We start from the raw sequence: 12,126 nt of genomic DNA on the forward strand, positions 1-12,126 counted from the left end.
TAACGATGAGTAAAGCAGGTGCGTCGCTTGCGACCTGTTATGGCCCCGTCAGCACCCATGTCATGACCAAAGCGGAGAATATCCGCCTGCTCATCCTGGACGTGGATGGCGTATTGTCTGACGGCCTGATTTATATGGGCAATAACGGCGAAGAGCTGAAGGCTTTCAACGTTCGTGACGGCTATGGTATTCGCTGTGCTTTGACCTCCAATATCGAGGTTGCCATTATTACCGGACGAAAGGCTAAACTTGTAGAAGATCGCTGCGCCACGCTGGGGATTGTCCATCTTTATCAGGGACAGTCGAATAAGCTGATCGCCTTTAGCGATCTGCTGGAAAAACTGGCCATTGCGCCGGAAAATGTTGCCTATGTCGGCGATGATCTGATTGACTGGCCAGTGATGGAAAAAGTGGGGTTAAGCGTTGCCGTTGCGGATGCGCATCCGCTGCTGATCCCCCGCGCTGACTATGTGACGCACATTGCCGGCGGGCGCGGCGCGGTACGTGAGGTGTGCGATTTGCTGCTGCTGGCGCAGGGCAAGCTGGATGAGGCCAAAGGGCAATCGATATGAGTAAAACCAGACGTTGGGTTATCATTCTACTGTCGCTGGCCATTCTGGTACTGATTGGTATCAATCTGGCGGATAAAGACGATCCTGCTGCCGTGATGGTCAACAGCAACGATCCCACGTATAAAAGCGAGCATACGGATACCGTCGTGTACAGTCCGGAAGGCGCGTTGAGCTATCGTCTGATCGCGCAGCACGTTGAATATTTTTCCGATCAGGCGGTCTCATGGTTTACGCAACCGGTATTAACCACCTTTGATAAGGATAAAGTGCCGACATGGTCGATCAAGGCCGATAAAGCCAAATTGACTAACGATCGGATGCTCTATCTGTATGGCCATGTTGAAGTCAACGCCCTGGTGCCTGACGCTCAATTACGCAGAATTACCACCGATAACGCGCAGATTAATCTGGTGACGCAGGATGTTACCTCGAACGATCTGGTGACGTTATACGGCACAACATTTAACTCCAGCGGACTGAAAATGCGCGGTAACTTACGCAGCAAGAACGCCGAGCTGATTGAAAAGGTTAGAACCTCTTATGAAATTCAAAACAAACAAACTCAGCCTTAATCTTATGCTTGCCGGCTCGCTGCTGGCCGCCAGCATTCCGGCCTTCGCCGTCACGGGCGATACCGAACAGCCTATTCATATTGACTCGGATCAACAGTCGCTGGATATGCAAGGCAACGTCGTGACCTTTACGGGCAACGTGGTAATGACCCAGGGCACGATTAAGATCAACGCCGATAAAGTCGTGGTTACCCGCCCTGGCGGCGAACAGGGGAAAGAGGTGATCGACGGTTACGGCAATCCGGCCACCTTCTACCAGATGCAGGACAACGGTAAGCCGGTGAAAGGCCACGCTTCCCATATGCATTACGAGCTGGCGAAAGATTTTGTGGTGCTGACCGGCAACGCTTATCTGGAGCAGCTTGACAGCAACATTACCGGCGACAAAATCACCTACCTGGTGAAAGAGCAGAAAATGCAGGCCTTCAGCGAGAAAGGCAAACGCGTCACCACCGTTCTGGTGCCGTCGCAGTTGCAAGACAAAAACAAAGGCCAGACTCCGGCGCAAAAGAAGAGTAACTAATTCGTTATGGCAACATTAACTGCAAAGAATCTGGCGAAGGCCTATAAAGGCCGTCGCGTAGTGGAAGATGTCAGTCTGACCGTTAACTCCGGGGAGATTGTCGGGCTGCTCGGTCCAAACGGCGCGGGTAAAACCACCACCTTTTATATGGTCGTCGGTATCGTGCCGCGTGACGCGGGCAATATCATCATCGATGATGAAGATATCAGTCTGCTGCCGCTGCACGCGCGCGCGCGCCGCGGTATCGGCTATTTGCCGCAGGAAGCCTCTATTTTCCGCCGTCTCAGCGTATTTGATAACCTGATGGCGGTACTGCAAATTCGTGACGATTTGACCGCAGAACAGCGAGAAGACCGCGCCAACGAGCTGATGGAAGAGTTTCATATCGAGCATCTGCGCGACAGCATGGGACAGGCGCTGTCCGGTGGTGAACGCCGTCGTGTAGAAATAGCCCGCGCGTTGGCCGCTAATCCCAAATTTATCCTGCTGGATGAACCCTTTGCCGGCGTTGACCCGATTTCCGTTATCGACATCAAACGCATTATCGAGCATCTGCGCGATAGCGGGCTCGGCGTGCTGATCACCGACCATAACGTCCGTGAGACGCTGGCAGTCTGTGAACGTGCCTATATCGTGAGCCAGGGCCACCTTATTGCCCACGGTACGCCGACAGAAATCCTGCAAGACGAACACGTTAAGCGTGTATATCTTGGGGAAGACTTCAGACTCTGATAGGGTAGAGGGCTATGCTGCTCTAGCGGGAGAAAACGACTCTGAATATGAAGCAAGGTTTGCAACTCAGGCTTAGCCAACAACTGGCGATGACGCCTCAGCTACAACAGGCCATCCGTCTGTTGCAGTTGTCTACGCTGGAACTTCAGCAGGAACTCCAGCAAGCGCTGGAAAATAACCCGCTGCTTGAGCAAACCGATCTTCATGACGAAATCGACACTCAGCAACCTCAGGATAATGATCCTCTCGATACCGCCGACGCGCTCGAACAAAAAGAGATGCCGGAAGAGCTGCCGCTTGACGCCAGTTGGGATGAAATTTACACCGCCGGGACGCCATCCGGCCCCAGCGGCGATTATATCGACGATGAGCTGCCCGTCTATCAGGGCGAAACGACGCAGTCGTTGCAGGATTATCTGATGTGGCAGGTTGAGCTAACGCCCTTCTCGGACACCGATCGCGCTATTGCGACATCCATTGTCGATGCGGTAGATGATACCGGCTATCTCACCGTATCCCTGGACGAAATTCGCGAAAGCATGGGCGATGTAGAGGTGGATCTCGATGAGGTCGAAGCCGTTCTGAAGCGCATTCAGCGTTTTGATCCGGTGGGCGTCGCGGCAAAAGATCTTCGCGACTGTCTGCTGATCCAGCTTTCACAATTCGACAAATCCACGCCGTGGCTGGAAGAGGCGCGGCTTATTATCTGCGATCACCTTGATCTGCTGGCCAACCACGATTTCCGCACGTTGATGCGCGTTACCCGACTGAAAGAAGAGGTGCTGAAAGAGGCGGTAAACCTGATTCAGTCGCTCGATCCCAGACCCGGTCAATCGATCCAGACCGGCGAGCCGGAGTACGTTATCCCGGATGTGCTGGTACGCAAGCATAACGGTCGCTGGACGGTGGAGCTTAATAGCGACAGTATTCCCCGTTTACAGATTAACCAGCACTATGCCGCCATGTGCAATAGCGCGCGCAACGATGCCGACAGCCAGTTCATCCGCAGTAATTTACAGGATGCGAAATGGCTGATAAAAAGCCTTGAAAGCCGCAACGACACGCTGCTGCGCGTCAGTCGCTGCATCGTCGAGCAACAGCAAGCCTTTTTTGAACAGGGCGAAGAATATATGAAACCGATGGTACTGGCGGATATCGCCCAGGCCGTCGAGATGCACGAATCCACTATATCCCGCGTGACCACGCAGAAGTATTTGCACAGCCCGCGCGGTATTTTTGAACTCAAATATTTCTTTTCCAGCCACGTCAATACCGAAGGCGGAGGCGAAGCCTCTTCCACCGCGATTCGCGCGCTGGTGAAGAAGTTAATTGCGGCGGAAAACCCCGCGAAACCACTGAGCGACAGCAAGTTAACCTCTCTGCTGTCAGAACAAGGTATCATGGTGGCGCGCCGCACTGTTGCGAAGTACCGAGAGTCTTTATCCATTCCGCCGTCAAACCAACGCAAACAGCTGGTTTGACCCAACCGATAAGGAAGACACTATGCAGCTCAATATCACCGGACATAATGTCGAAATTACTGAAGCCCTGCGTGAATTTGTGACGACAAAATTCGCCAAACTTGAACAGTATTTTGAGCGGATTAATCAGGTATACGTGGTGTTGAAAGTGGAGAAGGTCACGCACATCTCGGATGCGACGCTACACGTTAACGGCGGCGAAATTCACGCCAGCGCGGAAGGCCAGGATATGTATGCCGCCATTGACGGCTTGATTGATAAACTGGCAAGGCAGTTAACAAGGCATAAAGATAAACTGAAACAACACTAATTGTCCGGGCAGTTAGCCAGTGCAGGACGGCCTGTTGTGTGACACAACGGGCCATTTGTACAGTTAGCGCTCCGAACCTGGCCATCAACCTGACAGGACAGGTTCTTAGGTGAAATTATGATAAATAACGATACGACTCTACAACTGAGCAGTGTACTTAACCAGGAGTGTACGCGTAGCGGCGTTCATTGTCAGAGTAAGAAACGCGCGCTGGAAATCATCAGCGAACTGGCGGCAAAACAGCTCAGTTTACCTCCTCAGGTCGTGTTTGAAGCCATTCTGACACGCGAAAAAATGGGCAGTACCGGTATTGGTAATGGTATCGCCATCCCGCACGGGAAACTGGAAGAAGATACCTTACGCGCCGTCGGCGTGTTCGTTCAGCTCGAAACGCCAATCGCGTTCGACGCCATCGATAACCAGCCGGTCGATCTCCTCTTCGCCCTGCTGGTGCCCGCCGATCAAACTAAAACGCATCTGCACACGCTGTCGCTGGTGGCGAAACGTCTGGCGGATAAAACGATCTGCCGCCGCCTGCGCGCGGCGCTGAATGATGAAGAGCTGTATCAAATCATTACTGACACCGAAGGTGAGCAGAATGAGGCATAACAACTCAATGGCATTTATTTCTGTCGTTGTGAGGAGAAACGGTACATGGTACTGATGATCGTCAGCGGGCGTTCCGGATCAGGTAAATCTGTCGCTCTGCGCGCGCTGGAAGATATGGGATTTTACTGCGTGGATAACCTCCCCGTCGTGCTGTTGCCCGATCTGGCGCGAACGCTGGCCGATCGCCAGATTTCCGCCGCCGTCAGCATTGATGTGCGCAATATGCCTGAATCACCTGAGATTTTTGAACAGGCGATGAATAATCTGCCTGGCGCTTTCTCGCCGCAATTGCTGTTTCTTGATGCCGACCGCAATACCTTGATTCGCCGCTACAGCGACACGCGCCGTTTGCATCCGCTTTCCAGCAAAAATCTTTCTTTAGAGAGTGCGATCGATAAAGAGAGTGACTTGCTGGAGCCGTTACGCTCACGTGCGGATCTGATCGTCGACACTTCAGAAATGTCCGTCCATGAGCTGGCGGAGATGCTGCGTACCCGGCTGTTGGGCAAACGCGAGCGCGAACTGACGATGGTATTTGAGTCCTTCGGCTTTAAACATGGTATCCCGATTGATGCGGACTATGTGTTCGATGTCCGCTTTCTGCCCAACCCGCACTGGGACCCAAAACTGCGCCCCATGACCGGGCTTGATAAGCCGGTAGCCGCGTTTCTTGACCGACACACAGAAGTTCACAATTTTATCTATCAGACTCGCAGCTATCTTGAGCTATGGTTACCGATGCTGGAGACCAACAACCGCAGCTACCTTACCGTCGCTATCGGTTGTACCGGCGGGAAACACCGTTCGGTGTATATTGCAGAACAGCTGGCAGACTACTTCCGCTCGCGCGGTAAAAATGTCCAGTCTCGCCATCGCACGCTGGAAAAACGCAAAACATGACCGTAAAGCAAACTGTTGAAGTCACCAATAAGCTGGGCATGCATGCCCGGCCTGCCATGAAGCTTTTCGAACTGATGCAGGGTTTTGACGCCGAGGTGCTATTACGCAATGACGAAGGCACCGAAGCGGAAGCGAACAGCGTCATCGCGCTGTTAATGCTCGACTCCGCCAAAGGGCGTCAGATTGAAATTGAAGCCACCGGCCCGCAAGAAGTTGAAGCGCTGGCGGCGGTTATCGCGCTGTTCAATTCCGGCTTTGACGAAGACTAAACCTCCCCCTCTATACTCTATTTCCCCCAACGCCGTCCCGGTATTTGATGACAGTCACCCCAAAACCGGGCGTGTTACGCCTGCCTGCCACTTGTCCCGCAGCCCCACCCTTTCGTAAGATTTGTACATTTCGTGCGCTTTACCTATGCATAAAAACATTAAGAAAACCTTAAAAAATTTCGTTTAGGTTTTGTTTAAGTTCTTTGTCCATACTAAATTTATGTGAATAAATTTTTCCAGGACTTGTCATGATCCTCTTATCGAAACAGACTCCGCTGGGCGCCGGTCGACATCGTAAATGCTATACGCATCCGGATAATGCCCGGCGTTGCATAAAAGTCATTTACAACCGTGACCACGGCGGTGATAAAGAGATTCGGCGTGAACTGAGCTACTATGCGCATCTGTCTCGCTACCTGACAGACTGGAGCGCTATCCCCCGTTATTACGGCACGGTAGAAACCGATTGCGGCACTGGCTATGTCTACGACATGATTACCGATTTCAACGGCGCGCCCTCTATTACCCTGACCGAGTTCGCCGCGCAATGTCGTTATGAAGAGGATGTCGCTGTCCTGCGGCGGCTACTGAAAAAACTGAAACGTTACCTGCTGGATAACCATATTGTGACGATGTCGCTGAAGCCGCAAAACATCCTGTGCCAGCGTATCAGCGAGTCAGAAGTGGTTCCGGTGGTTTGCGACAATCTGGGGGAAAGTACCTTTATCCCGCTGGCAACCTGGTCAACATGGTGCTGTGAACGCAAACTGGAGAGAGTGTGGCAGCGGTTTATCGCCCAGCCTGCGCTGACCGTTGCCCTGGAGAGGGGCGCGCAGCCAAAAGACAAGAAACGGCTGGCGCTTACTTCTCACGAAGCTTAATGGCCTGTACTTATCAGGCCTGGACGACACAGATCGCAGGCCGGATAAGGCGTTCGCGCCGCCAATCGGCAAAATTAATTAAGCTGGTTGCGCGTCATAAAAGATTCCCCGCCCAGTTGGCGCATCTGGCGCATAATCCACGCCTGCCGGCTACGCACATAGCCGGAAGGCGCATTCGCCTTATAGCGTAACGGATTTGGCAATACCGCCGCCAGCAACGCGGCTTCAGACATACTCAAGCGACTGGCAGGTTTATGAAAATACCGTTGCGCCGCAGCCTCCACGCCGAAAATACCATCGCCAAACTCCGCGATATTCAGATAAACCGTGAGAATGCGCTTTTTGCTCCAGACAGTTTCAATGCCCAGCGTTAGCCCGGCCTCCAGACCTTTGCGCAGCCAACTGCGTCCATCCCATAAAAAGAGATTTTTCGCCGTTTGCTGCGAAAGCGTAGAGGCGCCGCGAATACGGCTCTCATTCCGCTCATTATGCGCCAGCGCTTTTTCAATCGCCGGAACATCAAAGCCCCAGTGCTCAGGGAACTTCTGGTCTTCCGCCGCAATTACCGCCAGCCCCATCCACGGCGAGATATCCGCCATACTGACCCAGTCAGAATGCGCCACATAACCGAACTCTCCGCCGAGCCAGGCGCTAATCTGCCGTTCCGCCATCACCGCCGAAAAAGGCACCGGAACCACGCTAAACAGCGCAATGCCGCCGCCCCAAAAGACGGCGAGCGCAGCAAGGATACGTAAAAGTAAACGGCGCAAAAACGTTAACGGCGCGATGCGTCGTTTGCTCATTCCGCCAGAACCAGCACGCGCGACACTAATTTATCAATGCCGCTTGCCGCCTGGGCGATATCCTGCGCCAGCATATAGGCAGGGGTGGTCACGACCTTGTTATCCTCGTCCACAACGATATCATCAACCGGGCAAGGTACGTGTTCGGCGCCCATCTCTTCAAGTACTTCAGCGGTATCAATATCCGTCCCTATTGTCAGACGTAGCGGGAAGTCAAAGATTTTCGGCAACATTGCGGGCGCGATACAGATGAATCCCAGCGGCTTGCCGGACTGGTGCATGGCCTTCGCCAGCGCGACGACATCGCTATCCACCCGGCATTCGCTCCCCTGGCTGGCGAAATTACTCAGGTTCTTCGCCGCGCCGAAACCACCAGGCACAATGAGCGCATCCAGCTCCTCTGGCTGAGCCTGGGACAGGGGACGAATATCGCCCCGCGTAATACGCGCCGCCTCAATCAGGACGTTACGCGTTTCCGCCATCGCTTCGCCGGTCAGGTGATTAATAACATCCGCTTGTGGTTTATCCGGCGCGAAGCAGACAGCCTGCGCGCCGCTGCGGGCAATGGCCAACAGCGTCAGAACGGCCTCATGAATTTCGGCGCCGTCATAGACGCCGCATCCGCTGAGCACTACGCCAATTTTTTTCATGGTGAACATCCTCCTGCAACCGACTCAAGCCCATTAATAATTTTGATTAAAATGCTACGCTTCACACATTTAAATGATTCATGTAACAAATCATTTAGGATTTGCTATCTTAACTGCGTGCGGCCTGAAAACAGGACTGCGCCTTTGACATCATCATAATAAGCACGGCGCAGCCACGATTTCCCTGGTGTTGGCGCAGTATTCGCGCACCCCGGTCAAACCGGGGTCATTTTTTTTCCGCGTTTGCCACCCAGGCTTTCAGCACCGCGACATCGTGCTGCCACTCCTGCTTCATCTCTTCAATCCATTCCGCGACATTATCTTCCCAGGCGGGAAGATCCGGCGACTGGATTTGCTGGCCAAGTTGTTGCAGATGACGCAGCCCTACCGAACCGGCGGCGCCTTTAATCTTATGCCCTTCCTCAACAACGCCTTTTTTGTCACGCGCCGTCAGATTGGACTCCAGCACGCTTAAATAGCCAGGCATCATTTTTTCAAACACCGCGAGACCGTCGGTGATCAATTTAGGCCCAACCAACTCGATGTATTGTTCCAGCATCGGGATATCCAGCAGCGCTTGCGCTTTATCGCTCTCTTCAGGCGTCACGGTACTCTCCTCTTTATCGGTGGCATCCCAGAATTTTTTAATCATCGCGGTTAAGGCTGGCACCGACAGCGGCTTACTCAGCACATCGTCCATACCAGCGTCCAGATACTCTTTTTTATCTTTCAGAACGTTAGCCGTAAGCGCTACCAGCGGCGGTAAATCTTCCCGCGTGTGGCGACGGGTTAGTTCTCTGGCGATATCCAGACCCGTCATATCCGGTAGCTGAATATCCAGTAAGACCAGGTCATATTCGCCCGGCGCGAACATCTCCAGCGCCGCCTTGCCGGTCATCGCGACATCCACGCTGTTCCCCAGTTTTTCCAGTACTGAACGCGCCACAATCACGTTCAGTTCAATATCTTCGACCAGCAGAACATGCAGCGCGGGCAGCGGCATGTCGTCTTCATCAAAGGCGTCCTCCACCTCTTCCGCCACCGCTGGCGCATGAACCGTTAGCGTAAAGGTCGATCCTTTGCCCGGCAGACTGGAAACGGTAATATCGCCGCCCATATTTTTCGCCAGCCGACGGGAGACCGCCAGCCCGATACCGGTACCCGTTGCCGGTTTGCCGCCGTTACTGTCTTTCACCTGATAATACATGGCGAAAATTTTATCCTGCTCATCCTGCGGAATGCCGATCCCGGAATCTTCCACTTCAAAGTGCAGCATGTCGCCTTCATCATAGCGCGCCCGCACCGTCACCTGGCCCTGCTGAGTAAACTTCACCGCATTGCTGATCAAATTCCATAAAATCTGGCGCAGACGCGTTCCGTCGGTAATGACTTTGTGCGGCAGCGGCAGCGTCGGCTCAAGCACAAAACGTAGCCCTTTTTGCTGCGCCTGCAAACCGGAAAGGTTTTCCAGATCGGCCATAAAGCTGGTGAAATCAACCGGTTGGTTATCAAGCTGAACCTTACGCCGCTCCATCTTATCCATATCAATGATATCATTGAAAATATTGCCTAACGTCACGGCGGAGACATGGATTGTTTTAAGGTATTTTTCCTGTTCGACGGTGAGATCGGTATCCAGCAGGATGCGGCTTAAACCGACGATGCCGTTAAGCGGAGTGCGCAGCTCATGACTGATGGTAGAGATAAATGTGGTCTTGTCGCGGCTGGCGCGTTCCAGCGCGTCCTGATAACGCTTACGTTCGGTAATATCACGACCAAATCCCATCAGGCCATGACGTTTACCGACACGGTCGTAATAAGGCACTTTACGAATTTCAAAGCAGGCCTTTCGTCCGTCCGGATAATCCAGCCACTGTTCGTAGGTCAGGGAGACGTTATGGCGGAATACTTTTTCATCGGTTTCAATGACTTTCTCCGCCGCTTCGGGAGAGTACACATCTTCCGGCTTCAAATGCACCAGCTGTTTTTCGCTCTTGCCGGTTAGCAATTCCATTGCGCGGTTACAGCCGGAAAACTCTTTATCCTCATTACGATAAAAAACCAAATCCGGCGAGGCGTCCAGAAAGGAGCGCAGAAAAGAGGATTGCTGTTCTAGCTGGATTTGCGCCTCTTCACGCTCTTTAATTTCTACTTTTAGCTGTTCAAATGTCTCTTGCAGCTCCGCTTCCGCTTTTTCGCGATCGACAATTTCCTGATTAAGCTGGGCAATATTGTCCTTCAACTGTACGTTAAGCTTGAGATCGCGCTCGCGCATCTCCTCCAGCTTTTGCACCAGACGCGACAGTCGCTGCCTTGACTCTTCCAGTTGTTCAACAACAACGGATAAGAAATAGACCGCCCAGGGCGTAATTAACAGGCCAAAAAAGATGGAGCGAATAACGTCGATACTTTCAACCTGACCATGCAACACCATGGTCACCGCCATCTGCACGACAATCGCCAGCACCACCAATGCCAACGCCAGGAGCATGGAAAAGCGCACCAGACCCAATTTCATCATCAGGTCGACATAGTATTGCGCCAGCATACGAATTTGCTTCATAGAGGATTCCTTCACCACAACTTCGCACATAATACCCAATTATGGGAACCGCGTTGAATATTGTGCGAAATATGCGTAGCGCCCCTCATCACGCTACGCTACAGGTGGTATCCAGGGACGGGCCAGCGCAGAGCCCTGCACGCCATGCTCATTCAGGTATTTGTCCAGCTCAACCATCCCCGTCCAGCGATTCTCGCACCACAGCGGGGCAAGCAGCGTCGGACGGCGAGCGCTGGCTGAAATTCGGTGATAAATCACCTCCGGCGGCGTATGACGAATCATCTCACCTGCCGTTAGCGTGTAGTCGTCCAGTTCGATGCCGTTCAGCCGCCCCGCTTCCCAGGCTTTGGCCATCGTACTGCCTTTCACAATATGCAACGGATGCAGTTTAATACCGTCAACGCCCGTCTCCACCACACGCTCCATGGTTTGCAGGCATTCTGCCTGCCCTTCGCCCGGCAGCCCCACAATCAGATGCGCGCACACTTTCAGCCCGCGCTCCCGGGCAATCCGGGTGGTACGCTGATAGCAGGCGAAGTCATGCCCGCGGTTAATTCGGCGCAGGGTTTTATCGTGCGCGGTTTGCAATCCCAGTTCCAGCCACACCTCGTAGCCTTGATCTTTATATTCACACAGTAAATCTACTACTGCCTGCGGGACGCAATCCGGACGCGTACCGACGCATAACCCGACGATACTGGCCTGGCTGACCGCCTGTTGATACATGGAACGCAGCACCTGCACTTCCGCAAAGGTGCTGGTGTAGGCCTGGAAATAGGCCAGATAGCGTTTAGCGCGGTTCACCAGATGCGCCTGATGCGCAAGCTGCTCGGCAATCGAATGATGCTGCTGCGCCTCATCGGCAAAAGAGGCGACATTACAGAAGGTGCAACCGCCACGCCCGATGGTGCCGTCGCGATTAGGGCAGCTAAAACCGCCATGAAGCGTCAGCTTATGAACCTTTTGCCCATACCGACGTAAAAGATCCCCACCAAACATATTGACTAATTTCTGTAACTGCATAATCTGATAGACCGCCTCTTAAAAAGAGGCCAAAGCCTGCCATTTTTAGTCTCCTTTGGCGATGACCTGGATCAATCGTCCCGGAAGGCTTTTATCCATTGCATAATCAAGCAAAATAAACGATATTTCATTCATAATCCCGCTGATGATTTTTCCTGATATTCCCCTCTTTTTTCAGCGTTTGCTGGGTCATCGATAAAAACAGTAGCATTCAATACTGCTCACGCTTAAAACAGCA

General features: G+C 52.9%; 14 protein-coding genes. 10 read left to right on the top strand and 4 right to left on the bottom strand.

All coding sequences use genetic code 11. The features are described 5' to 3' along the window. Positions 1-5: 5 nt before the first annotated feature. The 10 genes from kdsC (at position 6) to yrbL (ending at position 6,849) form a co-directional block, all read left to right on the top strand. Entirely contained in the window at positions 6-572 is a 567-nt protein-coding gene (gene kdsC, locus EOS97_RS06920; protein WP_000030029.1) for a 3-deoxy-manno-octulosonate-8-phosphatase KdsC, read from the top strand. Then, the gene (gene lptC / locus EOS97_RS06925; RefSeq protein WP_000047845.1) at positions 569-1,144 is read left to right on the top strand and encodes an LPS export ABC transporter periplasmic protein LptC; all 576 of its coding nucleotides are present in this window, start codon (positions 569-571) and stop codon (positions 1,142-1,144) included. Before kdsC ends, lptC begins: the two co-directional genes overlap by 4 nt. Then, positions 1,113-1,667 (top strand): lipopolysaccharide ABC transporter substrate-binding protein LptA, encoded by a 555-nt coding sequence (gene lptA, locus EOS97_RS06930; RefSeq protein WP_000669770.1) that lies wholly within the window; start codon positions 1,113-1,115, stop codon positions 1,665-1,667. The genes lptC and lptA overlap by 32 nt, the downstream gene beginning before the upstream one ends. Positions 1,668-1,673: 6 nt before the next feature. After that, positions 1,674-2,399 carry an LPS export ABC transporter ATP-binding protein gene (gene lptB / locus EOS97_RS06935; protein WP_000224104.1) on the top strand — a complete coding sequence of 242 codons (726 nt, stop codon included), beginning with the start codon at positions 1,674-1,676 and terminating at the stop codon, positions 2,397-2,399. A 47-nt stretch (positions 2,400-2,446) separates the two neighbouring features. Continuing rightward, the gene (gene rpoN, locus EOS97_RS06940; protein ID WP_000809020.1) at positions 2,447-3,880 is read left to right on the top strand and encodes an RNA polymerase factor sigma-54; all 1,434 of its coding nucleotides are present in this window, start codon (positions 2,447-2,449) and stop codon (positions 3,878-3,880) included. A 22-nt stretch (positions 3,881-3,902) separates the two neighbouring features. Continuing rightward, the gene (gene hpf, locus EOS97_RS06945; RefSeq protein ID WP_001176589.1) at positions 3,903-4,190 is read left to right on the top strand and encodes a ribosome hibernation promoting factor; all 288 of its coding nucleotides are present in this window, start codon (positions 3,903-3,905) and stop codon (positions 4,188-4,190) included. A gap of 117 nt (positions 4,191-4,307) precedes the next feature. After that, on the top strand, positions 4,308-4,799 hold the full coding sequence (ptsN, locus tag EOS97_RS06950; protein ID WP_000609332.1) for a PTS IIA-like nitrogen regulatory protein PtsN: 492 nt from the start codon (positions 4,308-4,310) through the stop codon (positions 4,797-4,799). Between the two features lie 45 nt (positions 4,800-4,844). Further along, positions 4,845-5,699: an RNase adapter RapZ gene (gene rapZ, locus EOS97_RS06955; RefSeq protein ID WP_000243749.1), complete on the top strand. Its 855-nt coding sequence runs from the start codon at positions 4,845-4,847 to the stop codon at positions 5,697-5,699. Beyond that, positions 5,696-5,968, top strand: coding sequence for a PTS phosphocarrier protein NPr (gene npr / locus EOS97_RS06960; RefSeq protein WP_000216797.1), 273 nt, complete (start codon positions 5,696-5,698; stop codon positions 5,966-5,968). The genes rapZ and npr overlap by 4 nt, the downstream gene beginning before the upstream one ends. 248 nt (positions 5,969-6,216) lie before the next feature. Continuing rightward, positions 6,217-6,849 (top strand): PhoP regulatory network protein YrbL, encoded by a 633-nt coding sequence (gene yrbL / locus EOS97_RS06970; RefSeq protein ID WP_000602199.1) that lies wholly within the window; start codon positions 6,217-6,219, stop codon positions 6,847-6,849. A 74-nt stretch (positions 6,850-6,923) separates the two neighbouring features. On the opposite strand, the gene mtgA is transcribed toward yrbL, so the two are convergent. The 4 genes from mtgA to EOS97_RS06990 form a co-directional block, all read right to left on the bottom strand. Continuing rightward, positions 6,924-7,652, bottom strand: coding sequence for a monofunctional biosynthetic peptidoglycan transglycosylase (gene mtgA / locus EOS97_RS06975; RefSeq protein WP_000044646.1), 729 nt, complete (start codon positions 7,650-7,652; stop codon positions 6,924-6,926). After that, entirely contained in the window at positions 7,649-8,302 is a 654-nt protein-coding gene (elbB, locus tag EOS97_RS06980) for an isoprenoid biosynthesis glyoxalase ElbB (protein WP_000719811.1), read from the bottom strand. Before elbB ends, mtgA begins: the two co-directional genes overlap by 4 nt. Positions 8,303-8,528: 226 nt before the next feature. Then, complete coding sequence (gene arcB / locus EOS97_RS06985; protein WP_000809827.1) at positions 8,529-10,865, bottom strand: aerobic respiration two-component sensor histidine kinase ArcB; 2,337 nt, start codon at positions 10,863-10,865, stop codon at positions 8,529-8,531. A gap of 93 nt (positions 10,866-10,958) precedes the next feature. Next, a complete protein-coding gene (locus tag EOS97_RS06990) occupies positions 10,959-11,888 on the bottom strand; it encodes a TIGR01212 family radical SAM protein (protein ID WP_001176887.1) in 930 nt (309 codons plus the stop codon). Positions 11,889-12,126 lie beyond the last annotated feature (238 nt).

Origin of the sequence: Salmonella sp. SSDFZ54 (assembly GCF_004010735.1) — a bacterium.
Lineage (GTDB): Bacteria > Pseudomonadota > Gammaproteobacteria > Enterobacterales > Enterobacteriaceae > Salmonella > Salmonella enterica.

What these genes read in the sequence shown, in the direction of transcription:
- kdsC (WP_000030029.1), top strand. Translation starts at nt 6, where the DNA reads ATGAGTAAAGCAGGTGCGTCGCTTGCGACCTGTTATGGCCCCGTCAGC.
- lptC (WP_000047845.1), top strand. Translation starts at nt 569, where the DNA reads ATGAGTAAAACCAGACGTTGGGTTATCATTCTACTGTCGCTGGCCATT.
- lptA (WP_000669770.1), top strand. Translation starts at nt 1,113, where the DNA reads ATGAAATTCAAAACAAACAAACTCAGCCTTAATCTTATGCTTGCCGGC.
- lptB (WP_000224104.1), top strand. Translation starts at nt 1,674, where the DNA reads ATGGCAACATTAACTGCAAAGAATCTGGCGAAGGCCTATAAAGGCCGT.
- rpoN (WP_000809020.1), top strand. Translation starts at nt 2,447, where the DNA reads ATGAAGCAAGGTTTGCAACTCAGGCTTAGCCAACAACTGGCGATGACG.
- hpf (WP_001176589.1), top strand. Translation starts at nt 3,903, where the DNA reads ATGCAGCTCAATATCACCGGACATAATGTCGAAATTACTGAAGCCCTG.
- ptsN (WP_000609332.1), top strand. Translation starts at nt 4,308, where the DNA reads ATGATAAATAACGATACGACTCTACAACTGAGCAGTGTACTTAACCAG.
- rapZ (WP_000243749.1), top strand. Translation starts at nt 4,845, where the DNA reads ATGGTACTGATGATCGTCAGCGGGCGTTCCGGATCAGGTAAATCTGTC.
- npr (WP_000216797.1), top strand. Translation starts at nt 5,696, where the DNA reads ATGACCGTAAAGCAAACTGTTGAAGTCACCAATAAGCTGGGCATGCAT.
- yrbL (WP_000602199.1), top strand. Translation starts at nt 6,217, where the DNA reads ATGATCCTCTTATCGAAACAGACTCCGCTGGGCGCCGGTCGACATCGT.
- mtgA (WP_000044646.1), bottom strand. Translation starts at nt 7,652, where the DNA reads ATGAGCAAACGACGCATCGCGCCGTTAACGTTTTTGCGCCGTTTACTT.
- elbB (WP_000719811.1), bottom strand. Translation starts at nt 8,302, where the DNA reads ATGAAAAAAATTGGCGTAGTGCTCAGCGGATGCGGCGTCTATGACGGC.
- arcB (WP_000809827.1), bottom strand. Translation starts at nt 10,865, where the DNA reads ATGAAGCAAATTCGTATGCTGGCGCAATACTATGTCGACCTGATGATG.
- EOS97_RS06990 (WP_001176887.1), bottom strand. Translation starts at nt 11,888, where the DNA reads ATGCAGTTACAGAAATTAGTCAATATGTTTGGTGGGGATCTTTTACGT.